Genomic DNA, 24,092 nt, shown 5'->3' with positions numbered 1-24,092 from the left:
AGAAAAGTTGATAAAATAAATTCACCATTGAAGCCTTAATAAAATCGAAATTCCTCCCATTTTTTTGTTTTTTACCAATAAGCCTCTCAAGATAGCCCGTACTCTCAGCCTTCTTCATTACTCACTTTCCCGTTTATTACATGAATCACCCAATTATTACATCTGGGGTTGTGTTTATTGAATTGCGAACTCTTCCTTTTTTTTTACTTGTTACTTTGTTTTATTGCGTAATAATTTAGCTGTTAAATAAAAGCGGAGTTGCATTGTCAAAAGTGCTATAAGTATTAAAAATGGCACTGCAGGAAATTTCGATTATAGATTAAAAATTAAAAAAAAAACATTTTGACATGAATCGTATTTTTACTTTCTTATTTCTGAAAAGGTCATCTTTAGTTTATATGATCACTTTTTTGTGGGTTTTTCAAACAATGGCGCAGACAGTACCTACTATACAAGCTTCCAATCTTACTTTTACCAATACCACAGCAACAACAACGACTATTAGTTGGGAAAATGGGAATGGAACATTTTCTAAAGTATTTATGCGAAAAGGAGCAAATCCCAGCCCCGATGGCATACCAGAAGATGATACTTACTACGTTAATACTGTTTTTGGTGAGGGAGGTCAAATTGGCACATCATCAGGCTGGTATTGTGTGGCTGGTCCTAGTGAGAAGACACAGCAGGTGACCGGTCTGACTCCCGGAACTACTTATCAGGTACAGGTTTTTACTTATAATTTTGTTTATCCTTTTCCATATTACTTAAAAACAATAAGTACAGGTAATTCTGCCACATTGACGACACCAAGCAATGTGGCTACTTTAAGCAATTTGAATAGTAGTGCCGGAACTCTGGATCCGGTTTTTTCATCAGAAACTACAGATTATAAAGCGAGAGTGTCTAACGAAGTCAATAGCATAACAGTAACACCGGTTGCTACCAATGCTAATGCGACGATAAAAGTAAATGGGGTAGCAGTGGTTAGTGGAAAACCTTCACAAAAAATAGATTTGACCGAGGGAGGCAATACGATTGGCATAGAAGTCACCGCTCAGGATGGTACTGTAAAAACGTATCGTATAAGTGTTTTTAGATTTTTGCCGCAACCGACGATTCAGGCTAGAGATCTTATTTTTACTAATACAACAGCAACAGGTACTACCTTGAACTGGACCAATGGTAATGGAAAAGGGAGGATAGTTTTTATGCGTGAAGGAGCAAATTCCGGTTCTGCTCCTGTACCGGATAATATTTATTTTGATGATAATACAGTTTTCGGTTTAGGAGATCAGATAGGTACAACAGGCTGGTATGCCATTAGTAAGATTAATACCGATAATAAGATAGAGATAACCGGTTTGACCAAAGGAAAGACTTATCAGGCAATCGTGATGGAGTTTAATGGCTTCCCGGGATATCCTTCCTATTTAACGACCACAAGCACCGGTAATCCCGCAACAGTCACTACGCTAAGTAATAATGCTACTTTGAGTAATTTGAGTAGTAGTGTCGGAACTCTGGATCTGTTTTTTTCATTAGAAACTACAGATTACAAAGCGAGAGTACCTAACGAAGTCAGTAGCATAACAGTAACACCGGTTGCCACCGATGCTAATGCGACGATAAAAGTAAATGAGGTAGCAGTGGTTAGTGGAAAACCTTCACAAAAAATTGATTTGGCTATCGGTACCAGTACCGTTGTTAAGATAGAAGTTACCGCTCAGGATGGTACCGTAAAAACATATACGGTAACAATCGAAAAAAATAGTTTGGGAGTAGTTGAGAATAAAATTGAAGGTTTTGCGGTTTATCCCAATCCTGTACTAGAGGGAAAGATATATATACAAACTAAATCAACTGTTGCAAAAAATGTAAAAATATTTGATGTGTCAGGAAAAAAGGTTTTATCTGTTCAGACAACAGACAGGGAAGTAAATATTGGAGACTTGCAGAAAGGAGTTTATATCATGAAAGTAAATCAGGATGGAGCTGAAGCAACAGAGAAATTAATTGTAGAATAAGATTGAGTTTGTTTTTTGCGTTCTGTTTTTAAAGAAAACCGATGTCGAATGCGGTATTGGGTCGTATACTTTCAGGAACTAAAACGAATTGGTTTAGAATCCCGACAAATTCTTTTCATTTTTTGAAGAGACTTTTTTGTTTTACCCGTTTTGTTTTATTGTGGAAAATATTCAAACGTTATTATGCCTTGTCTACTTTTTATTAGAACAAAAAAATATTCTTTAATTGCTTCTTATTTTTTTCTGAGATTACAGTTTGTTTGGCGGGTATAGTCTTTAAATTTGTTATCGGCTACTTTCAGTTGCGGAATACAACTATAAGTAGTGTGATTGCAACTATAAGGAGCGGTATTTTTAAGGCTTCAGAGAATAGGTCAAACTAATTTTGCGGTATCACAAAAGATAGAATTTATGAAAGCTAACAAAATCGGCAACAAGATTGCCAAAGCACGAAAAGAGCAAAACATGTCTCAGGCGCAACTTGCTCAACTTTTATTTATCAGTCCGCAGGCAGTAGGGAAATGGGAACGAGGAGAATCCCTTCCGGATATTGCTACTTTAGACCGACTTGCAGAAATTTTAAACGTAGATCTTAATTATTTTTCAGAAAATCTTCAATCTTCTGAAAGAACGCCAATTTCTAAGGCAATTAATGGTACTAACGTGCAGGAACAAAAAGAACCTAAAGAAGCGGATGCTTCTGACAGACCGGAGCGGCCATTATTGATAAATTTTAGCGGCAGTGCCCTAGCAAAAACAGACTTAGCGGGAGTTAGTCTGGTCAATAGAAAATTTGTTGGAAGTGATTTACGCGACAGTGACTTTTCGAATGCCGATCTAACCGGCAGTGTTTTTAAGGGTAGTGATGTGCGTGAAGCTAATTTTACCGGAGCGAATCTGACAGATTGTATTTTTTCAGCACTTGACCTTTCCAATGCCAGTTTCATCAAGGCGACTCTCGTGCGTACCGAATTCAGTGCTTCAGAATTAAGTGGAGTAAAGTTTATGGATGCAGAACTGGTTGACGTAAAGCTATCCAGAGCTGATCTTCGAAAAATAACCTTTATAGATTGTATCTTTAATGGGGTTGATTTTAAATATTCAGATTTATCGGGGCTCTGTCTTGACGGACACATTTTTATGGATGTGAACTTTTCTAATGCGGCGTTGAATAAAGTTTCGTTTAAAGGAGCAGTCTTCAGAAATGTTTCGTTCCGTCCGACATTTGCATTGACAAACAGGTATTACAAAACGCTTCAGACCATCTGTTTTGACGGAGCGGCGATGGACAAATTAACTTATGCAGCACTCAAAGGTGTTGGAGTCGACTTGTCGAAGGTAACAACGATTTAGTTTAAAAATTTTAAAATCCGCACAGCTTAAAAATTAAACTGTGCGGATTTTATGTACATCTCAATGACTACTTTTCTGTGATTTTGGTCAGCCATTCAAAGTAGATTTTATTGGTTTCTGCGTCAGGATATTCGTGGGTTTTGTCTTCGATTATTCTTCCGATAACAGGAATTCCATTTGATTTTAGTTTTTCTATTAATTTTTCTGCGACCGATACCGGTAAAGCACCATCTTTTTTTCCATGATAAACAAAGACTGAAGTTTTTAAAAAGGGAACCAGAAATTTATCCTCCAAAAAATTAGGATGTCCTGCACCCAGCCACTCGTTTGCCAAATCGGGATGGCCTGCAAATACGGCTACTCCTTTATAGAATTCAGGATGTTGATAGTAGGTTCGCAAGGCGCCATAACCTCCCATAGAAAATCCGGCAATAACAATTTTATTTTTATCACCTGAAAAATATAGCAGCACATCTTCAATGGCTTCCATAATGTCATTTTGCGAACTTTCAGAATCATAACAGTTATACCTATCTCTGGCATATGGGGCAATTTCAATAAAATTACCGCTGCTTCTGGCCTGGTTTAATACGGTCTGTTCATCTTGTCCGCTGCCATGAAGAAAAACCAGTAGAGGATATTTTTTTGCAGGATTATAGTCATCTGGTAATTTAAGGGTGTAGGGCTGAAAAGTAGTATCGTATTTTGATTTGAAGGCTCTTCGATAAGGTTTTAAAATTCCTAGGTAAGGATCACTGCCTTTTAAAAAGGAATTCAATTCCGTTTCAAATTGGAGATATTCTTTCCATACATTTTTTCCGTTTTCGTAAGATTTCAAATTGTTGAAATGCTGTTGGACTTCGTTTGTTTTAAACAACAGGGTATTTACAGTGCCTTGGTGTAAATGGTATGGATTTCTGGTAATTTGTGAACGAATGCTGTCGAAGCTAAACTTAGGGAAAATGACAAAATCGTATTGTGCAATGGTATCAGAGGCTGAGCGAATGAGAAAATTATAATTACCCGGTTTTAGATTGTGAGAGTCAAAGGGTACTAATTTATGCTGCAGTTTGTTTTTAAAACTGACCTTTATTTTTTTATCAGGAAATATTTTAGAAGAATCATTTTGGATAGTAACGTCAATGGTTTTATTCAGAGCTGTTTTTGCTATTGTTATTAGGTTTAATTGCAGAGGTTCATCAGCCTGAATATTTCTTTTGGCCAGTTGAGCTGTTATAATGGATTGATTTACTTTTTTAGGTTTTTCAAAAGCGATTGGCATGAAATTCCTTTTCGGAATTTCTTCATCCCAGATTCCTTCATCCTTAACAACCGAGTAGCCATTTGCAGCGTTGTTTTGTATGGCTTTTGCGAAATACAGATTATATCCTAATTGTTTAGAAAACCAGGGATGATAAGGGTATACGTCTTTCCATGCCAATAATACCTCAAAACCGCATTTACCCTTATAAGAGATTTCTTCATATCGGGTTTCACGACTTAGTTTTTTACCATGGTTCTGGTTTCGGTTGTAGTCCCAGATTCGTTTTCGGGCCCAGTATTTTTTGTCTTTAGAAGGGGAGAAAGCAATGTCATAGTATTCGTCTGTAAGTGAATCATTTTGACGTTTTGCCAGAAGTAATTTAAAGCCGTCACCATTGATAAATCCTCTATCGCGATAAGTAATACTATCTGTTTTAGCTTCAATATATAAATAAAGATGTGTTGCGGTATATCCCAACAGATAATTTATTTTAGTGGGCGTGACTGCAGGATTATCGAAGGGAAAGAAATGTTTGAATTCCTTTTTCTTAAGATTTATTAGTTTGTCGTCCAGCTTTCCGTCAATAACAGGAGTGAAATCCAGAAAACGTATCTCTTCTGATTTCGAAGATTGTGCCTGCATCAGTTGAAAAATAAACAGCACCAGACATATTAGTTTTTCTTTTGTTTCCATATCCTGAAAGTATAATTTCGTATTAACGGTACATTTTATGAGGATTTAAGATAGAATAGATTGGTTTGATGTTTGTTATGGTGTTGAAATGGATTGGTTAAGTTTTTGAAAATGAGCACTATTAATGGTCAAATATAGTCAAAAGGATAAAGCCTTTTGTAATTAGAAGCTGGCTTTTTAAAGCAGGAGTATTCCGTTTCTGTTTTTAATTTACCTTCAGAGGTTAAAACCTCTATTGAGAAATAGTTAAAACTGATTTAATCTGTTCCGTTTTCCAACAATAAAAACTTATTTTTGTGACCATTAATTAATAATACAATCATATTATGTCAGATACAATCGAAAAAATTAAATGTCTTATTATTGGTTCAGGTCCGGCGGGTTACACTGCTGCTATTTATGCTGCCAGAGCAAATATGAATCCGGTTTTATATCAGGGAATGCAGCCAGGGGGTCAATTGACTACAACTAATGAAGTAGAAAATTTCCCGGGTTATGTGGACGGAGTTACCGGGCCGGAAATGATGATTCAATTACAAGAACAAGCAAAACGTTTTGGTGCTGATATTCGTGATGGATGGGCTACCAAAGTTGATTTTTCGGGAGATATTCATAAAGTTTGGATTAACGATACGATCGAATTACACTGTGAAACTGTTATTATTTCTACAGGAGCTTCGGCAAAATATTTAGGATTGCCTTCAGAGCAGCATTATTTACAAATGGGTGGAGGAGTTTCTGCTTGTGCTGTTTGTGATGGATTCTTCTACCGTAATCAGGAAGTGGTTATTGTAGGGGCTGGAGATTCAGCTTGTGAAGAAGCACATTACCTTTCTAAACTTTGTAAAAAAGTAACGATGTTGGTTAGAAGTGAGAAATTCAGGGCTTCAAAAATTATGGAAGAGCGTGTTCGTAAAACTGAAAATATCGAAATTTTAATGAACCACGATACCGTTGAAGTTTTAGGTGATGATAATGTGGTGCACGCTATCAAAGCAAAAAACAAAACGACTGGTGAAATTTTCGACATTCCGGCAACCGGATTTTTCGTAGCCATTGGTCACAAACCAAATACAGATATTTTTGCAGATTATATCACACTTGATGAAACCGGTTATATTGTAAATGTTCCGGGAACTTCTAAAACAAATGTAGAAGGTGTTTTCGTAGCCGGAGATGCTGCCGATCACGTATACCGTCAGGCCATTACTGCTGCAGGTACAGGATGTATGGCTGCTCTGGATGCGGAGAGATATCTTGCTGCGAAAGAGTAGGGAGAAGGTTCTAAGGAGCTAAGGCTCTGAGGTTCTAAGTTGCAAATGCAAAGGCGCAAAGGTGCAAAGGAACAAAGGAGAGTTTCAAGTCTGAAAGTTTCAAGTTTCAAGTTGTTGGAACTCTTAAAATAGAAAAAGTCCATTCGTTTTTGCGAATGGACTTTTTGTTTTGTTTATCAGTTCATCAGCCCGATATATTTTAAAAAGTAAAAACTTTGCGTCTTTGCGAGATTAGGTTAGGTGTTCATTATCGCTTTATCAGTTCCCCTCATTCCAACCTGAAACTTGAAACCTGAAACTTTTTCAAACCATACAAACTCTATCCCTGCAACGGCGTATGAGGAGTTTCAAGTCTGAAAGTTTCAAGTTTCAAGTTGTTGGAACTCTTAAAATAGAAAAAGTCCATTCGTTTTTGCGAATGGACTTTTTGTTTTGTTTATCAGTTCATCAGCCCGATATATTTTAAAAAGTAAAAACTTTGCGTCTTTGCGAGATTAGGTTAGGTGTTCATTATCGCTTTATCAATTTTCCTCATTCCAACCTGAAACTTGAAAGCTGAAACTTGAAACTTGAAACCTGAAACCTGAAACCTGAAACTTTTTCAAACCATACAAACTCTATCCCTGCAACGGCGTAAGAGGAGTTTCAAGTCTGAAAGTTTCAAGTTTCAAGTTGTTGGAACTCTTAAAATAGAAAAAGTCCATTCGTTTTTGCGAATGGACTTTTTGTTTTGTTTATCAGTTCATCAGCCCGATATATTTTAAAAAGTAAAAACTTTGCGTCTTTGCGAGATTAGGTTAGGTGTTCATTATCGCTTTATCAGTTCCCCTCATTCCAACCTGAAACTTGAAACTTGAAACCTGAAACCTGAAACTTTTTCAAACCATACAAACTCTACCCCTGCAACGGCGTAAGAGGAGTTTCAAGTTGTTGGAACTCTTAAAATAGAAAAAGTCCATTCGTTTTTGCGAATGGACTTTTTGTTTTGTTTATCAGTTCATCAGCCCGATATATTTTAAAAAATAAAAACTTTGCGTCTTTGCGTTTCTGCGAGATTAGGTTAGGTGTTCATTATCGCTTTATCAATTCCCCTCATTCCAACCTGAAACCTGAAACTTGAAACTTGAAACTTGAAACCTGAAACCTGAAACCTGAAACTTTTTCAAACCATACAAACTCTATCCCTGCAACGGCGTAGTTGTTTTAGCTTTTTCAGGACTTGGTTTCTTGATGAGTTTTGCTTCTTCGCTAAAACGGGTAAGTTCGATTTTTGGACTTCCAAACAGTGAGATCTCTGACTTATCTCCGGCTGCGATTGCTAAATTGTTCTCCGCTAAAATAGTAGCGACAGAAGAGCCTTCAGTGGTAACGTTAGCCTCTTTTAAAGTGAATTTTATTCCTGTAAAAACAGAGTTATTGTCTAAACGGATTGTTGCTTTTTCGGCAATACCTTCAATAGCGGCAGTTGTTTTTTGGTACAAATCACATTTGAATTTTACGGCAGAAACTAATGTTTTAATCGAAGCGTTTTTACTTAGCTGTAAGGAAGCATCTTCTGATTTTAAGTTTAGTTCGGTTTTGGATCTGTCATCTGCAAACAAACTGAATTTTTTTGAATTTACGTTGAGCAGTAATTTAGAATAATCGAAGCTATGAAAAGTGATATCGTCTAATTTAAGCTCCTGAATAGCATAGACTACAGCCTCATTTTTGGCAATTACGGTTTTTAATGAACCGGTATAGATAACATGAACAACCAATTTTTTGAAGATCGTACTTTCTTTGGCAGTATAGAGACGAAGTACTTTTTCTCTTAAATCCGTTCCAATGATGTCATGCAGGTTGTCATCGGCTTCAATTCTAATTTCGTTTTTTTCTCCTCGTTCCAGGTAAACTTCCAGATTGTCATCCGCTTCAACGCCATCAAATTCACCAACTTCTTTTACCGAAGTGGTTACAATTTTAGATCCTTTTATTTTTTCTCTTCGCTGGGCAAAAGTTAAGGTCGTAACCAATAATAATAGAAGAAGGGCTGTATTCTTTTTCATTAATTCTAAGATTTGATTTGGACAAATATAAAAAAATCATCCACTTTTGATGAATGATTTTTCTATATTTTAACAGATAAAGGTTTATCCCTGGCTAATGGTTCCCCCTGAACTTGAAGTTTTTTCAATTGTTTTGGGAGTAACGTTATAATTGATGCTTCCACCACTGCTGGCTGATGCTTTCAGACTCACAATTGGATGAACGTTTACGCTCCCTCCGCTTGAAGCTTCAGCATGAATTTCATTGGCTAATAGTTTATGAGCATTAACACTGCCGCCACTTGAAGCTGCTGCCTGAATTTTTAACGCTTTTCCTTCCATACCAATAGAACTTCCACTGTCTGAATCACAAGTAATGTTATCCGATTCTATATTCACAAAAATAGTGGCAGCGCTTGAAGCTTCGAGATCAATATCCTGACCCTGAATTAAATCTTTCCCCATAATAGTTGCTGCAGTTGAAGCTTCTAGTTTATCAATAACCGGCATTTTTACAGTTACTTTTTTAGAGGCAAGATCTTGAAAACTATTGTATTTGCATTTGATGTATAGCGTTCCATTCTCGACCTTTGTTGTGATTTCCTTTTGAATGTTGTCATCTGCTTCCACAACTATCTCGGTAGAATCAGATTGGATGATCACCAGATCAATTGCATTGCTCACAGCTACTTTTGTAAAATTGCCTTGTACGGTTCTCTTTTCAGTAGTGACATTACCACTTCCTTTAATCGTATTTACATTAAAGTTACAAGAGGCGAACAGTAGTGCAGTAACAGTTGCAATAATGAATTTTGTAATGTGAATGATTATTTTTATCATGGCTTAGTTAATTTTGATTATAACTCCGTTTTTATCAGTGGTTAATCTTCCGTTGGTTTTCTTGCCGTTTAAAATTTCTTTTCCATTAACTTTAATAGAAACTTCGTCTACGGTATCGTTCTCCATAACACTTTCTTCAGTCGTGTCATCATACTCATCTCCATATTCGTTTTCTTCCGCCGGGCAGTTCAAACATTTAACTCTTGATCCTGCTACTTTATAATTGTAGTTACCACTAAAATGCAGGTTGAAAAAATCGTTGTCAGAATCGTCATAGTCTTGTATTGATGAATCCGGCTTGAATAACTGTCCTTCAGGTAAATACAAATATACATCAACTTCCTGTCCTCTAAATTTGTTTTTTACATCTGTCAGGAAATAATTGTCTAAAATCAAATGGTTTCCATTAAGTTGAAACTTGTAGTTGATTTTTTCTGCTCTTTGTTTCGCATTGATAAACGAGTTTCCTCTGGCTGTTTTTTCAATTTGAATGTAAGGAGCTGCTTCATCTGTATGCAAAACATGTAAGCGAACATCATTAGAATAGATTAACTGATTGTTGGCAGAGTCTTGTACAAATTCAAAATCGCTATGGTGATCCAGATCTTTGGCATAATAATCATTGTATCTGAATTTTACGAAAAGAGTATCTTTTGGAGTAATGTTGATTGATTTTTTCTCGACCATTTTGTTGTCGTATGAAAGTTCTGTCGCTTGTTTGATTCCGATGCTGATCGCGATAGCAACCGCAATAATCCAAATGGCTAACAAGGTATACTTGGTAATATTTCCAATAGACTTCAGGTTTGGAGATAACAGTTTGAAACCTAAAAGTGTCAAAAAGAAAAATGGAATTCCAACAGCAAAGAACATTAATAAACCAAATGACCAAAGCGGATAATCTGTAAAGTTTCCGGCATCTACAAAGTTTTGCCATGGAAAATCAACAAAAACATTAGTTCCTAAAGTAAAAACTCCTATTAACAGCATAATCAAAGTACTGATTCCGGATATGATTAAAATGACTCCTAAGAATTTAGCGAATATTTTAAAAACCGTCATGATAAAGTCTCCAAATGAACTACTTATTCTCTCAGCTCCCGACTTTACCTGGTTTCCCATTGCGTCATAATCTGCATTTTTAAATTTATCAGATAAGTTTTCAATTTCTTCACGAACTTTTTTCTCAATGTTCGAAATCGTTACCGGTTCACCTGTCATTTCCAGTTTCTCCGAAGTGGTAATCGCTTCAGGAGTAACGATCCAAAGAACGAAGTAAGCTAAGATTCCGGTTCCGAAACCTGCGAAAACAAATATTAAGAAGATAATTTTGATCCAAACAGCGTCAATTCCAAAATAATGCCCTAAACCGGTAGCTACACCACCAATCATTCCTTTTTCTTTGTCACGGTATAATTTTTTGTGTTTTCTTGTTCCGTAATCATTAAAAGACTGATTTGTTTTTTCTTCATCTTCCAGAATATAGTCTTCAGGCTGCCCCATAACGGTAATCACCTCATCAACATCTTTCAGTCCCACAACATGTTTATCGCTTTTTTGTTTCTCAATTAATAATTCTGAGATACGCATTTCGATATCTTTGATGATTTCATCCTGTCCGGACGAGTTGGTAAGAGATCGTTTTATGGCGTCAAAATAGCGTGTCAGTTTTAGATATGCATCTTCATCGATGTGAAAAACCATACCGCCTAAGTTAATATTTACTGTTTTGTTCATGACTTATTGATTTTGATTGGTGATTAGTTTTACGGCGTCAGACAATTCTGTCCAGGTACCGCTAAGTTCGTTTAAAAATGTCTGTCCTATTTCGGTTAATCCATAATATTTCCTTGGTGGTCCTGAGGTAGATTCTTCCCATCGATAATTAAGCAAACCGTCGTTTTTCAGCCTAGTCAAAAGTGGATAAACTGTTCCCTCAACAACTAGTAATTTTGCGTTTTTTAAAGTGTCTAATATTTCTGATGTATAAGCATCTTTTTCTTTTAATACAGATAAGATGCAAAACTCAAGAACACCTTTGCGCATCTGTGCTTTTGTGTTTTCAATGTTCATAATTTCATTTTGTTTTTTTTTGATTGAACAATTCGTTTTTTGATTGATGATGATTGATTGATGATTGAGATGCCGGTTTGCCCTTCCGGCTCGGGTGATTGATGATTGATTTTTTTAAGGGACTAGCCCCTTTTTAACCTATAACTTTTAACTTTTATGTTAGGCTGAGCGAAGTCGAGGCCTACTTTATAAAAGGAATCGTAATCGGATACTTGTATAATTCTCCGTTTGATGCTTTTATTGAAGCGTAAATCACTAAAAAGAATTCAACAAATTTTAATACTCCGAAAAGTAAAACTGCCGTTGCTCCAATACTTAATAATGCAATGTTTCCATTAAAGTCAAAATTTCTGATGATGAAATCTTCGTCGTTAAATACTGCTTCCATAGGAATATTTTGTAAAAAAACGGTGATGAAGATCGGGATTGCAATTAAAGCCAAAACCAGAGTGTAAAGCAAAAGACTTAGTTGAAAATTTAAAGTCTGTTTTCCGTGGTGGTTTACAAATTCTGATTTGTCTTTGTAACTCGTCCAGATTAATATTGGGAAAATGTAATTCCCAAATGGAATGATGTACTGACTTAATGTGCTTAAGTGTGTGAACGTTGCAGTGTTCTTTTCTGATGAAGTTTCCATGATGAGTGGTGTTGTTGTTTCCATGATTAAAAGTATATAGTAATTTCTTATGCAAATATATATTTAAAAGACAGTATCTTGTTTTGCATAGTACCAAACATTAACAAAATTTTAACAAGTTTAAAATTATTTGAATGCGTATAAAACGCTGAAAATCATTCGGAGTGCTTGAGTTTATTGGTAGTCCTTGAAAGTATCTATAATTTATTGTGCATGCATAGTTTTTTTGTATTTTTACATAAAAAAATAAATATCATGGCAATATCCGTTTCCAAACTCAATAAATTTGTATTATTCAAACTGCCGTCGGCTTACATTTGTGGTGTGCGTGTAAAGGCAATCGACAAAGACAGATGTGTCGTAAGCGTTAAGCACCGATGGATCAATCAAAATCCGTTCAATTCAATGTATTTTGCTGTTCAGGCAATGGCGGCGGAGTTAACTACAGGAGCATTGGTAATCTCTCAGATTCAACAAAGCGGGAAAAAGATTTCGATGTTAGTCGCAAATAATAAAGGGAACTTTACCAAAAAGGCGACAGGAAGGATAACATTTGTTTGTAATGACGGACACTTAATCGCCGATGCAATAAAAGAGACAATCAAAACCGGTGAAGGACAAACCTTCTGGATGAAATCAATTGGAACAGACGAAAGTGGTACTCAGGTTTCAGAAATGGATTTTGAGTGGAGCGTTCGTGTTAAATAGTTTTTTCGCCAAATTCCGCCAAAGGGAACGCACGAAGTGATTTCATAAATTATTTTTTGCAAATGTTCAGATATCTGGGATGTGCAATGACGGCCTTTGATGAAATTTAGAGCTTGGTCAAGGGAATAGAGACAGGCATTTGGTCATGAATTAGTATGCAATTTAAAGTCAAATGATGAATGTCGAATGTAGTTTGTGACAATTGCTTTACGCGTTCCCTTTGGTTGGGGCATATTTTTATTTGTTTTGAAAAAAATCTTAGTCGAAATGACAGGAACAAAAAAAGAGGCTAATGACAGCCTCTTTTTTGTTGAAATTAAGTTTCGTTTATTTTTTAGCGCAACAAGATTTCTTATCTGTTTTCGCAGTATCTGTCTTTGCAGTGTCTGTTTTCGCATTATCCATTTTTTTACAGCAGGATTCTTTTTTAGCTTTTTCTTTTTTTGGAGCTGGTTTAGTGTCCTGAGCCTGAACACCAATTGTAAATAAAGCAACAGCTAAAACGGCAAATAAGTTTTTCATTTTTGTTTAATTTAAGGTTTTACGATTTTGTTTTTAATTGAAGATAGAAATTCAAATATAGAAAGACTTTCTAAAGTTAACTCTTACGGTTTAGTTAATGTTTTTGTAATAATTCATTTTAAAACAGGGCATAAAGAGAAGGTTATTATAGCGTTTTTATACTATAAATTTGGGTTAAACTACATACGCTGATCTGTTTAATAATTCAGATTTACTCCAAAACCAACTCCCATATCACTGTCATAATGCGTTGTGATTCCAAAGTTTCTTCCAACGATGTATTTCAAACCGGCCATATACTCCTTATCTGTATTCCACATCAAATTCATACGCAGACGTCTGGCAAGGGGAATGTCTTTTCGTTCAAACTGAATTCGGACATTTCCATCAGTAAAAACCTCAACTTGTGCCTTTACCAGCATAGGTAAGGTGTACTCAATACCAGCGCTTAAAACCGAACGATGGTCTTTGGTATTCTTTTGTCCGAACATATTTTGTTCTTGTTCGTCAATTCCCATTTTTCTGTAACGCCAGTCAAAACCGATGAAAGGCATAAACCATTGCATTTTGCCTATGTAGCGGCCAATATGGGTCTCTGTCTCGAAACCGTTTTTGTTGTTATAACCTAATCTCCATTCGGTACCAATACTCCAACGCGTACTGCTTAAAAGCGCTTCTCCGTCATTTCCGTTAGAGGCAAAGTCATTTTCGGCTCTAAAATGAAACATACGATCGTCCATCTTTAGCATTTTATCAGCCATTTTTTTATCGTGAATTAGCGGATTAGGAGCCTGATTCTCATAAGTAAAAATACGTCCCATTCCGGCCATCATGTGGTACAGGATATGACAATGAAAAAACCAGTCTCCTTCGGCATTGGCCTGAAACTCGATGGTATCGGTTTCCATCGGCATAATATCAATCACATTTTTTAGCGGAGAGTAATCGCCATGTTCGTTCAAAATTCTAAAATCATGTCCGTGTAAATGCATGGGGTGACGCATCATTGATCCGTTGTACAATACGATTCGGACGTTTTCGCCTTTTTTGATCAGGATTTTATCGGTTTCAGAAATAACTTTATTGTCTAAACTCCAAACATAACGGTTCATATTTCCGGACAACTCAAAGCGCAGTTCTTTTACCGGTGCATCTTTAGGCAGTGTTGTTACCGTTGGCGATTTTAGCATTCCGTAATTCAGAGTAGTAATTCCGGCAACTTCAGTTGTGTCTGTAGCCATGTTCATACCTTCCATGTTGTGATTGGAATGATCTTCTATTTTCATAGGCTCGCCACCTCCGGTAATCTCAGGATACATAACGGCATTCATATCCATTTTGTTCAGCGACATTTGCATGCCCATATCGTTCATGTCACCGTTCATCTTCATCATATCATTCATCATTTTCATTCCTTCGAAATATTTTAATTTCGGAAGATGGTTGACAGACTGTTTCGTTCCTGCTCCTAAAAATAATGAAGCAGCTCCGGTTCTGTCTTCGGCTGTAGCCAGGAATGCAAAGGATTTTTTATCTTCAGGAATAGTAACCACCACATCATAAGTTTCCGAAACCGAGATAATCAAACGGTCAACTTCTACGGGCTCAACATCATTTCCATCACTCGCTACAACAGTTATTTTTCCACCGCCGTAGGTCAGCCAGAAATAACTAGAAGCCCCTCCGTTTGCAATTCTCAGTCTTACTTTATCGCCTGCTTTAAATTGTGAAAGCTGTTGTTCGTTTTTACCGTTGATCAGAAACTTTTCGTAATAAATATCACTAACGTCCATGGCATTCATACGTTTCCATTCGTTGGTTACCTTTGTTGCAAAGTGCCCTTGTTTAATGGCTTCAGCATAACTTTGTGTCGTTCCTTTTTTTATGGCGAACCAATCGTCAGCATTGTGCAGCATTCGCTGTACATTTTCCGGTTTCAGATCCGTCCATTCGCTTAGAATAACCGGAATTGTCGGTAAATCATCGATTCCTTTTCTAATGGTCGGATCGTCTTTCTTTTTATTGATGATAAAAAGACCATACAAACCAATTTGTTCCTGTAACCCCGAGTGGCTGTGGTACCAATACGTTCCATTTTGAATAATAGGAAAACTGTATTTGTGCGTTGTTCCCGGTTTTATGGGCATTTGGGTTAAATAAGGAACACCGTCTTCCTTATTCGGAAGGAATAATCCGTGCCAGTGTAGTGCGGTGTTTTCTTTTTTTAAGTCGTTGTGGACGTAAATTTCTGCTATATCTCCTTCCGTAAAAGTCAGAGTTGGCATCGGAATTTGTCCGTTGACCGTAAGAGCTCTTTTTTCTTTTCCGGAAAAATTCACAATAGTGTCCCGAACATGCAGATCGTAACGAACCACTTTTTGTGCTTTTGCACTAAAAGTGATTAAAAAGAGGAGTATAATAGTATGTAGTTTCATATTGATTTTTTAAAGGTTTGGATTTCGTAATCGTAAAACATCTACAATTACTAAATCCGAACTTGATTTTTACGTGCGTTATTTGGGTACTTTCGATCTCTATTCCGGTTTAGGTTCCCATTGGCGTAATTTTTTCCTCGGGCTGTAAATGTCATTTTTTCAATGTTTTAAGTATTACAATGCAAATTTCCGAAGTAAAGCTTATTTGGGGGTTGTACAATTTTGAGAATGATTTGTAAGATTTTGAGTGTTTGTTTTTTATCGCAAAGACTTAAAAGTTTTGTCGTGATCTCGCAAAGAAACTAAGTCGCAGATTTTAAAAGATTTTGAACAGATCTTACAGATTATTTAGGAGTAAATTTTTAAAATGTAAATCTGCTCAATCTGCAGAATCTGCGAGAAACAAATTCTTTCAAATTCTTTTAGTTACGGGTTAGAATAAATGAAAATGGATTACAAATTCTAAATCTCAATGCGGTTTTTATCTTTCAATTGTTTAAAACCGGTAGGAGTAAAGCCTGTGATTTTCTTAAATTGATTGCTCAAATGTGCTACATTACTATAGTTTAGAGCATCTGCAATCTGACTTAACGACAGTTCATTATAAAGGAGAAGCTCCTTTACTTTTTCTATTTTTTGGCTGATAAAGTATTTTTCAATAGTTGTGTTTTCAATTTCTGAGAATAAATTGCTTAGCGTGCTGTAATCCTGGCTGAGGTTTTTAATTAAGTGATCAGACAAGTTGACTTTGTGGTCGTTGTTTTTAGAATGAACCAGGTCAGCGATGCCTTTTTTTATCCTCTCCACCGTCTTGCTTTTTTTGTCATCAATAAAATCAAAGCCCAGTGTCTGTAAACTTTTGAGCAGTACTTCCTTTTGACTTTTGGAAATAGGGACCTCTAGTTTGACTTCGCCTAATACCACAGAAATTGGATGGAGTCCGAGTTTTTTAAACTCAGACTCCACAACCATTATACATCGTCTGCACACCATGTTTTTGATGCAGAGTGTCATATTTACTTGATCGTTTCTACCACACTTCCGCAAGTTAACATTGACGAACCGTAATAAGGATTTTTAATAGTCTTTTCTTTGCTCAGCCAGTCGGCATCGACCATTGGGCAGTGTTGTTTGTATACGGCCTGATCTGATTTTGACACTTTAATAAGTTCGTAAGTGTTTTTGGAGAGCGATTTGAAAGTTTCGCGCTGTTTTTTAAGATCTGTTGTAGTCGAAATACTTTTAGCGTCAGCGGTTATTTTTTTTATGACTTTCATCCAGGCGTTGTGTTCGTCACCCTTTAATTGGTTCATTTTTATAGCTGTGATGGCATCCAGTAAATCTTTTGCTTTTGCCGAAGTGAGTTTGGCATCGCTTTTAATTAAGGCATCTTTTACTGTAAAATGAGCATCATAAACAGTTTGTAACTGACTTGAATCGGCAACTTCTATGGCAGTAGTTTCTCTTTTTATGGAAGTGGCCAGAATAATATTAGCAGAAAAAGCTACTAAGATTACTATTACTATGGTTAAAATTGATTTTTTCATTGTATCTGATTTTATTAGAGCGTTAAATTCCCTCTAAGTTAAATAATTTAAGATTGTTATTGCCAATTACGGCTTTATAAATAACCTGATGCACAGTGTATTACTTTTTTTATGAAAAATAAAAGTTTCGTTACAAAGCGCAACTTTGGCTGTCAGAAATACAATTATTTTATTTTTGGGGGTGACCAAATAGAAGTAAAACCATCAGAAATACTGATGTTTTTGTAGTAAGGTATTGTTTTCTCCAGAGAGAAATTGAATAGATTTTTTTCAAAGTCAAATTCATTCTTTGCCATTAAGCTGAATTGAAGTCCCGATGGAGTACAGCCTGAATGATCACATTTTCGATTGCAGCCGTGTTCATCATTTTTTGAGTCGTTGTCTTTTTGGCAACAGTTTTTTTGAGAAGTATCAGCCGTCTTATGTTTTGAAACCGCTTTCTTTTCGCAGGAACTTTTTGCATTCGTTTTTCCGCAGGCATAACCTTCACTTGGCATCAGTAAGAAGCCAAAGGTCATGATTAGGAACACTATGTAAATTTTTCCTGTCAACGAAAATGTTTTAGAATTACAAATTTAGGTATTTTTTTTTTACTCTTGAGTTTTTTGAAATTCAATACTCACAGTTTTTTATAATCGGTAGGTTTCATGTTTTTCCTTTTTTTAAAGTAATTGGAAAGGTGGCTTTCATCGGTAAAACCAAATTCATGAGCAATTTGTTTAATGGGCAGCTGATTGTTGTGAATTCGTTTTTCGATTAAAGTGGTTCGCAGATTGTGAATGTACTCGCGATAGCTTATGGCAAAAGTTCTTTTAAAGTAAGCACTGAAATAAGTTTGGGCAATATTAAAATGATCAGCAATAACTTTAATCTGAACCAATTTGGGGTTGTAAATGTTTTGATGAATATAGGTTGCGATTTGTTCGTTGTCAATAGGAGTCGATTTCAGTTGCAGATTCATGCAGCGGATGGTTTCTTTAATCAACCCAAAAATGGAAAGAATCTGATAAAAAACAATTGGCGAGCTCGAGACATCCGTCTTACAATTGTAGGCGGTAATGTTTTCGATCGTATTTTTTAAAATGGTTTTACAAGGATCGTCTAGTTTTAAAATGGTTTCCTTCAGCAACTTGTTCCGCATAAAATCCTCCGGAGTGTTCAGCAGTAAATCATCGCAAAAAAGATTCCTGTTTGAATCAAAATAGTTGTCAGTAAACTTGATGTAAACAAAACGCGTTCTTTTTTTAATATCGAAATAATGCTCATCTTCCGGAGAAATCACAAAGAGATCACCAGATTTATAAGGCAACAAGTTGTGGTTAAGATGATGAATTCCGTTGCCTTTTTTGATATAAATAATCTCATAATACGTATGAGTGTGCGGAACATGTGGAAATATGTCATCTTCGAACTCATGAATGACAAGCTTTTCAAACTGATTGAATTTAGGCATAACTTAAATTTACAAGTTTATGTCGTAAATGTACAATTTATTTTCTGCTTAACGGTGTTAAATTTGCAGCATAGAAATTCTATTCCTTTCTATTACAAACAAATGAAAAAAAGTCTTATTGCACTCTCATTAGGAGGTTTGACTATCGGAATTACCGAATTTGTCATGATGGGTTTGCTGCCTGATATTGCTTCAGATATGAAAGTTTCGATTCCGGTTGCCGGATATTTAATCTCTGCTTACGCACTTGGTGTTGTCATTGGTGCGCCTTTATTAGTTATTCTGGGAAGAAATTTTGCACCCAAAAAAATGCTTTTAATTTTGGCTTTGATGCTGACAGTATTTAATGCTCTTTCGATTATTGCACCTGACTATAATTTTCTATTCGCTTCAAGATTTCTTTCGGGATTACCGCACGGAGCCTTTTTTGGAGTTGGTGCTGTAGTTGCGAGCCGTTTGGCCGATAAGGGTAAAGAGGCTCAGGCTATCGCTATTATGTTTTCGGGTTTAACTCTGGCGAATTTAATAGGCGTGCCTATTGGTACTTATATAGGACATAACTTTATCTGGCGTTATACTTTTGTTTTAATTGCCGCTGTAGGTTTGCTAACGTTTTTATTTATTTCGTTATGGATGCCAAATTTGGAAAAGAGCGGAACTGTCAATATGAAAACCCAGTTATTGTTTTTTAAGAAAACAGAAGCCTGGCTCATTATTGGAATTACAGCAATTGGATTCGGAGGTCTTTTTGCATGGATTAGTTATATCGCACCTCTAATGACAAATGTTTCGAAGTTTGCGCCTGAGGATGTGTCCTATATTTTGATTTTAGCTGGTTTAGGAATGCTGGTGGGCAATTTTGCCGGAGGTAAACTGGCTGATAAATATTCTCCAGCTCATACTGTACTGGCACTGCTTTTTGTTATGGCGATTGATTTAATTATGGTGTACTTTTTCTCCTTCAATCAATATGTATCTTTATTTCTGACTTTTTTAACGGGGGCTGTTTCTTTTTCAGTGATTGCTCCAATTCAGATGTTAATGATTAAAACTGCGAAAGATGCCGAAATGATTGCTTCGGCAGCGCTGCAGGGAAGTTTTAATATCGGAAATGCGTTGGGAGCCTTTTTGGGAGGTTTGCCATTGTCTGCAGGGTACAGTTATGCTTCACCAAATTTAATCGGTTTGGTTATGGCGTTAAGCGGAATGGTAATTACTTTTGCTTTAATGCAGAAACACAAAGGGAATTTGCAGTTGCAAAAAGCGTGATGATGCTGTTGTAATTTTTGAGAACCTATTTGCTACTGCGCAAATTTGTGTCATGTGAAAGAAAAGTAAGCAGTAAAAAGTTAACTAACGTTTAGGTTTGCAAATTATATTGTAAAAGAGTCTTTGAACTTATCGGGTTCAAAGACTCTTTTTTTTGCCTTTTATTGTTTTCTGATTCCTCCTAAGCAGCGTTGTGGTATGATGCGTTTCTTTTTAGTAAGAATATGGTGTCTTTGCAGCGGTGGTGTGACTTCGAAAGCGATATTTTTTGTGACAGGAATACTGTTTTTTGTGATTTTTTTGAAAAAAAGTGAAATTGAAAATGCTGAAAAAAAAACTTAATAATATCGCAATGAGTTTTCTTGTAATCGATTATTTTTTTTGTAAAACCACAGCAATCTGCTAAAAAAATAAAAATATATTTACTATTTATCTCGAACTTAAATTGCATTTGTGATATAAAAAGGCGGTTTTATTTTGGGTATGTTATTTATTTTGGGAATTTTTTATGACTTTTAGTTTTTTATGTCAAAAAAAGATTTATGTTTGTGTAATCGATTACAAATTTTTTAAAGGATAAAAAAATGACCTTATTTGCAAGGTCAAAACAACTCAAAAAAGAAACTGTTGTCTTAGAAGTGAGGCTTTGATAATCAGTTTAAAAAGAGGGAGCCTGATAAAAACGAAATAACCATTTAGAACAAACAATTAATCACTTAAACCATCAACCATGAATTTTAAAGATTTATTTAACAAAGGAGCAAATTGTTGCTTTGCAGTTGTTTTCTTATTGTGTTTACTGGCCGGCAATCAAATGCATGCGCAAAGTATTACACTTGAAGGAACCGTTAAAGATGCTGCAGGACTCACGTTGCCGGGTGTTAATATATTAGAGAAAGGAACAAAAAACGGAACTTCCTCAGATTTTGACGGACGTTACAAATTAAAATTGACGAATCCTAAAGCAGTTGTAACCTATTCGTTTATAGGTTTTAAAACCAAAGAAGTCAATGCTGTCGGAAAAACGAAAGTTGATGTTGTTTTAATCGAAGATTCAAATGCTTTAAATGAAGTGGTTGTGGTAGGTTACGGTACCGTTAAAAAATCGGATCTGACAGGAGCAGTTTCTTCCATTTCAGGAAATGACCTGAAGAAAGTTCCGGTTTCTAATATCGCCGAAGCTTTAACGGGCAGAATTGCCGGAGTTCAGGTTACTTCAAGCGAAGGTTCACCGGATGCCGATATTAAAATCAGAGTACGTGGAGGCGGGTCTTTAACACAGGATGCTTCCCCATTAATTATTGTGGATGGTTTTCCGGTAAACAGCATGAATGATATTGCGGCTTCTAATGTTGAATCGATGACTGTGCTGAAAGATGCTTCTTCTACCGCAATCTATGGATCAAGAGGAGCAAACGGGGTTATTATTATTACAACTAAAACCGGTAAAGACGGAAAAATAGCTGTGAGCTATAATATGTTTTACGGAATGAAAACCATGGCCAAAGAAATCGAGGTTCTTCCGGTTGATGATTTTGTAAAATGGCAATACGAATACGCTTTATTGGATCAGACGGATAAAACGATTTTGAGCAATCCAAGCTCCTATACCAAGTATTTTGGCAGCTGGCAGGATCGTGATTTGTATAACGGTCTAAAAGGAACGGATTGGCAAAAGCAGATTTACGGCCGTCGTGGTGAAGTAAACAGCCGTGATTTAGGAATTCGTGGAGGGAATGAAAAGTTTAGTTACAACTTCAACTATGCGTATTACGATGAAAAAGCAATTATGGCAGGTTCGAATTTTAAAAGAAATAACCTCTCATTGGCTTTGAAAAATAAAGCAAGCGAAAAAATTGACCTTGGATTTACAGTGCGTTACTCTGATACTGATATAAATGGTGGTGGTGCAAACGATCAGAATCAGGCTTCATCATTGGACAGCCGTTTGCGTCATAGTGTGGGTTACGCACCAATTCCAATGCCGGGATTAACTACTGATAATGATGATCAGTCTGTGAACAGTTATCTGGTAAATCCATTTTTAGCAATAACAGACAATGACCGTCAGCAGTTCCGAAAAAATTATAATTTATTGGGAAGTTTTGGATGGAAGCTCGCCAAAGATTTAAAATTTCAAAGTGATTTAGGATTGGACAATTCCAACTATGCTGATTATCGTTTTTACGGGTCTTCGACTTATTTTTCAAGTACAGCCAAGATAGGTGCAGGAAAACCGGGTATGGTCATGAGCGATCGTAAAGACGTACGTTTCAGAAATGCCAATACTTTAAACTATGATTTTAAAAATATTCTGGGAGACAATCATCATTTGACGGCACTTTTAGGAGAAGAGATGATTACGACAACCTCAAACACCGTAACCACCACGATTTTAAATTATCCGGATTTTTTTGATTTAGATCAGGCCAAGAAATTAACGACACAGGGAACGCCTTTTTCAGTAGACAATTTTTACAGTGCGGATGATAAATTGCTGTCCTTTTTCGGACGTTTAAATTATGATTTCAAAGATCGCTATTTGTTAACAGCTTCTTTTCGTGCCGATGGTTCCAGCAGGTTTTTAGGAAACAACCGTTGGGGGTATTTCCCGGCAGCAGCGGCAGCATGGAAAATTTCTGAAGAGAATTTCCTGAAAAATGCTTCCTGGATAAATCTTCTAAAGCTAAGACTTAGTTATGGTGAGGCGGGTAACAATAACATTCCTGTTGGGCAAACCGTTCAGAGTTATTTGTCCAGTACAAACGGGTTCATAAACGGTTTCGATAGCTATTGGTCGCCATCGAGTGTTTTGGCAAATCCGGAATTGAAGTGGGAAACTACCGTAACGCAAAATATTGGTCTTGATTTCGGGTTTTTCAAAAATCGTCTGAACGGAACTTTTGATGTGTATAAAAATGTAACGAAGGACTTACTGATCGAATTTCCAGTAGGAGGTACAGGTTACAAAACCCAGTTTAGAAATATGGGTGAAACACAAAATACCGGTTTTGAAGCAACCCTGAATTTTATAGCCATCGAAAAGAAAAATTTTGGTTTGAGCTTTTCTGTGAACGTTGGAATGAACAAAAACCGAATCAACTCCCTTGGGGTAATGGATAATTTTGGTACAAATACCAATTGGGCGTCAACTGATGTTGGGAATGATTATGTGGTAAATGTAGGTTCTCCAATGGGATTAATGTACGGGTATCAAAGCGACGGACGCTATGAAGTTTCGGATTTTGATTATGCAGGAGGAAAGTACACCTTAAAAGCCGGGGTTGTTGATGCAAGCAGTGTAGTAGGTGCTTTACAGCCTGGGATGATGAAGCTGAAAAATACAGATGGTTCTGCTGATAATAAAGTGACAGCATCGGATCAAAAAGTAATAGGAAATTCTAATCCTAAACATACCGGAGGTTTGGTTATTAATGCAAATGCTTACGGTTTTGATCTTTCTGCTGCTTTCAACTGGAGTGTTGGTAATGATATTTACAATGCCAATAAAGCTGAGTTTTCAACAGCAAACCGAAACGGGCAATACAAGAATTTAAGCACCGAGATGGCAGATGGCAAAAGATGGACAAATTTAGATCCTGCTTCGGGACAACTGGTAACAGATCCTGCTGCTTTGGAAGCGCTAAATGCCAATACTACCATGTGGTCTCCTTACATGCAAAAATTCATGTTTACAGACTGGGCAGTGGAAGATGGTTCGTTCTTCAGACTGAATACGTTGACTTTAGGATACAGTACACCGCAAGCCTTAACGTCTAAGCTGGGAGTAAGTAAATTGAGATTCTATTTTACAGCAACGAATGTGTTTGTAATTACAAATTACTCCGGTCCGGATCCTGAAGTATCAACAAGAAGAAAAACTCCGCTAACACCTGGAGTAGATTATTCGGCTTATCCGCGCAGCAGGCAGTTGGTTTTTGGTTTAAACCTTAATTTCTAATTTAAAACGTAT

Annotated in this window: 18 protein-coding genes; 6 read left to right on the top strand and 12 right to left on the bottom strand. The window is 36.4% G+C overall.

The annotated features are described in order from the left end of the window. Positions 1–428: 428 nt before the first annotated feature. Together OLM58_RS03525 and OLM58_RS03520 are read left to right on the top strand one after the other, a co-directional pair. Positions 429–2,024 (top strand): cadherin-like beta sandwich domain-containing protein, encoded by a 1,596-nt coding sequence (locus OLM58_RS03525; RefSeq protein WP_264531223.1) that lies wholly within the window; start codon positions 429–431, stop codon positions 2,022–2,024. A 411-nt stretch (positions 2,025–2,435) separates the two neighbouring features. Further along, entirely contained in the window at positions 2,436–3,377 is a 942-nt protein-coding gene (locus OLM58_RS03520; RefSeq protein ID WP_264531222.1) for a pentapeptide repeat-containing protein, read from the top strand. A 67-nt stretch (positions 3,378–3,444) separates the two neighbouring features. Here the strand turns inward: OLM58_RS03520 and OLM58_RS03515 are convergent, their stop codons facing one another. Continuing rightward, a complete protein-coding gene (locus tag OLM58_RS03515; RefSeq protein ID WP_264531221.1) occupies positions 3,445–5,334 on the bottom strand; it encodes an alpha/beta hydrolase-fold protein in 1,890 nt (629 codons plus the stop codon). A gap of 326 nt (positions 5,335–5,660) precedes the next feature. Here OLM58_RS03515 and trxB point away from each other — a divergent pair, with 326 nt between their 5' ends. Further along, entirely contained in the window at positions 5,661–6,608 is a 948-nt protein-coding gene (trxB, locus tag OLM58_RS03510; RefSeq protein ID WP_017494826.1) for a thioredoxin-disulfide reductase, read from the top strand. A gap of 1,178 nt (positions 6,609–7,786) precedes the next feature. Here the strand turns inward: trxB and OLM58_RS03505 are convergent. The 5 genes from OLM58_RS03505 to OLM58_RS03485 form a co-directional block, all read right to left on the bottom strand. Further along, complete coding sequence (locus OLM58_RS03505; protein WP_264531220.1) at positions 7,787–8,656, bottom strand: DUF2807 domain-containing protein; 870 nt, start codon at positions 8,654–8,656, stop codon at positions 7,787–7,789. 84 nt (positions 8,657–8,740) lie between these two features. Further along, on the bottom strand, positions 8,741–9,475 hold the full coding sequence (locus OLM58_RS03500; protein WP_264531219.1) for a head GIN domain-containing protein: 735 nt from the start codon (positions 9,473–9,475) through the stop codon (positions 8,741–8,743). 3 nt (positions 9,476–9,478) lie between these two features. Continuing rightward, positions 9,479–11,212, bottom strand: a complete 1,734-nt coding sequence (locus tag OLM58_RS03495; RefSeq protein WP_264531218.1) for a PspC domain-containing protein — start codon at positions 11,210–11,212, stop codon at positions 9,479–9,481. A gap of 3 nt (positions 11,213–11,215) precedes the next feature. Then, a complete protein-coding gene (locus tag OLM58_RS03490; protein WP_017498072.1) occupies positions 11,216–11,548 on the bottom strand; it encodes a PadR family transcriptional regulator in 333 nt (110 codons plus the stop codon). Positions 11,549–11,729: 181 nt separating this feature from the next. After that, positions 11,730–12,209, bottom strand: coding sequence for a DUF4870 domain-containing protein (locus OLM58_RS03485; protein WP_264531217.1), 480 nt, complete (start codon positions 12,207–12,209; stop codon positions 11,730–11,732). Positions 12,210–12,440: 231 nt separating this feature from the next. Between OLM58_RS03485 and OLM58_RS03480 the strand changes: the two genes are divergently transcribed. Continuing rightward, positions 12,441–12,893 carry a DUF4442 domain-containing protein gene (locus OLM58_RS03480; protein WP_264531216.1) on the top strand — a complete coding sequence of 151 codons (453 nt, stop codon included), beginning with the start codon at positions 12,441–12,443 and terminating at the stop codon, positions 12,891–12,893. A gap of 327 nt (positions 12,894–13,220) precedes the next feature. On the opposite strand, the gene OLM58_RS03475 is transcribed toward OLM58_RS03480, so the two are convergent. From OLM58_RS03475 to OLM58_RS03450, 6 genes are all read right to left on the bottom strand, one after another. Beyond that, entirely contained in the window at positions 13,221–13,415 is a 195-nt protein-coding gene (locus OLM58_RS03475) for a hypothetical protein (RefSeq protein WP_070907754.1), read from the bottom strand. A 197-nt stretch (positions 13,416–13,612) separates the two neighbouring features. Beyond that, positions 13,613–15,850, bottom strand: coding sequence for a multicopper oxidase family protein (locus OLM58_RS03470; protein ID WP_264531215.1), 2,238 nt, complete (start codon positions 15,848–15,850; stop codon positions 13,613–13,615). 462 nt (positions 15,851–16,312) lie between these two features. Next, on the bottom strand, positions 16,313–16,822 hold the full coding sequence (locus OLM58_RS03465) for a helix-turn-helix domain-containing protein (protein WP_264531214.1): 510 nt from the start codon (positions 16,820–16,822) through the stop codon (positions 16,313–16,315). Positions 16,823–16,866: 44 nt separating this feature from the next. Then, entirely contained in the window at positions 16,867–17,397 is a 531-nt protein-coding gene (locus tag OLM58_RS03460) for a DUF3347 domain-containing protein (RefSeq protein ID WP_264531213.1), read from the bottom strand. A gap of 164 nt (positions 17,398–17,561) precedes the next feature. Further along, on the bottom strand, positions 17,562–17,948 hold the full coding sequence (locus tag OLM58_RS03455; protein WP_264531212.1) for a hypothetical protein: 387 nt from the start codon (positions 17,946–17,948) through the stop codon (positions 17,562–17,564). A 68-nt stretch (positions 17,949–18,016) separates the two neighbouring features. Then, positions 18,017–18,850, bottom strand: coding sequence for an AraC family transcriptional regulator (locus tag OLM58_RS03450; protein WP_264531211.1), 834 nt, complete (start codon positions 18,848–18,850; stop codon positions 18,017–18,019). A gap of 102 nt (positions 18,851–18,952) precedes the next feature. On the opposite strand from OLM58_RS03450, the gene OLM58_RS03445 reads away from it, so the two are divergent. Both OLM58_RS03445 and OLM58_RS03440 read left to right on the top strand, forming a co-directional pair. Next, on the top strand, positions 18,953–20,119 hold the full coding sequence (locus OLM58_RS03445; RefSeq protein ID WP_264531210.1) for an MFS transporter: 1,167 nt from the start codon (positions 18,953–18,955) through the stop codon (positions 20,117–20,119). 730 nt (positions 20,120–20,849) lie between these two features. Beyond that, the gene (locus tag OLM58_RS03440; RefSeq protein WP_264531209.1) at positions 20,850–24,080 is read left to right on the top strand and encodes a SusC/RagA family TonB-linked outer membrane protein; all 3,231 of its coding nucleotides are present in this window, start codon (positions 20,850–20,852) and stop codon (positions 24,078–24,080) included. The last annotated feature ends 12 nt before the right edge of the window (positions 24,081–24,092 follow it).

The organism is Flavobacterium sp. N502540 (assembly GCF_025947365.1).
Classification (GTDB): domain Bacteria; phylum Bacteroidota; class Bacteroidia; order Flavobacteriales; family Flavobacteriaceae; genus Flavobacterium.
The sequence above is the reverse complement of the archived record's forward strand: the minus strand, read 5'-3'. Positions and strand labels throughout refer to the sequence as shown.

Bases quoted from the DNA above. Each gene is read 5' to 3' on its own strand.
- OLM58_RS03525 (WP_264531223.1), top strand. From the start codon at position 429: ATGGCGCAGACAGTACCTACTATACAAGCTTCCAATCTTACTTTTACC.
- OLM58_RS03520 (WP_264531222.1), top strand. From the start codon at position 2,436: ATGAAAGCTAACAAAATCGGCAACAAGATTGCCAAAGCACGAAAAGAG.
- OLM58_RS03515 (WP_264531221.1), bottom strand. From the start codon at position 5,334: ATGGAAACAAAAGAAAAACTAATATGTCTGGTGCTGTTTATTTTTCAA.
- trxB (WP_017494826.1), top strand. From the start codon at position 5,661: ATGTCAGATACAATCGAAAAAATTAAATGTCTTATTATTGGTTCAGGT.
- OLM58_RS03505 (WP_264531220.1), bottom strand. From the start codon at position 8,656: ATGAAAAAGAATACAGCCCTTCTTCTATTATTATTGGTTACGACCTTA.
- OLM58_RS03500 (WP_264531219.1), bottom strand. From the start codon at position 9,475: ATGATAAAAATAATCATTCACATTACAAAATTCATTATTGCAACTGTT.
- OLM58_RS03495 (WP_264531218.1), bottom strand. From the start codon at position 11,212: ATGAACAAAACAGTAAATATTAACTTAGGCGGTATGGTTTTTCACATC.
- OLM58_RS03490 (WP_017498072.1), bottom strand. From the start codon at position 11,548: ATGAACATTGAAAACACAAAAGCACAGATGCGCAAAGGTGTTCTTGAG.
- OLM58_RS03485 (WP_264531217.1), bottom strand. From the start codon at position 12,209: ATGGAAACAACAACACCACTCATCATGGAAACTTCATCAGAAAAGAAC.
- OLM58_RS03480 (WP_264531216.1), top strand. From the start codon at position 12,441: ATGGCAATATCCGTTTCCAAACTCAATAAATTTGTATTATTCAAACTG.
- OLM58_RS03475 (WP_070907754.1), bottom strand. From the start codon at position 13,415: ATGAAAAACTTATTTGCCGTTTTAGCTGTTGCTTTATTTACAATTGGT.
- OLM58_RS03470 (WP_264531215.1), bottom strand. From the start codon at position 15,850: ATGAAACTACATACTATTATACTCCTCTTTTTAATCACTTTTAGTGCA.
- OLM58_RS03465 (WP_264531214.1), bottom strand. From the start codon at position 16,822: ATGGTTGTGGAGTCTGAGTTTAAAAAACTCGGACTCCATCCAATTTCT.
- OLM58_RS03460 (WP_264531213.1), bottom strand. From the start codon at position 17,397: ATGAAAAAATCAATTTTAACCATAGTAATAGTAATCTTAGTAGCTTTT.
- OLM58_RS03450 (WP_264531211.1), bottom strand. From the start codon at position 18,850: ATGCCTAAATTCAATCAGTTTGAAAAGCTTGTCATTCATGAGTTCGAA.
- OLM58_RS03445 (WP_264531210.1), top strand. From the start codon at position 18,953: ATGAAAAAAAGTCTTATTGCACTCTCATTAGGAGGTTTGACTATCGGA.
- OLM58_RS03440 (WP_264531209.1), top strand. From the start codon at position 20,850: ATGAATTTTAAAGATTTATTTAACAAAGGAGCAAATTGTTGCTTTGCA.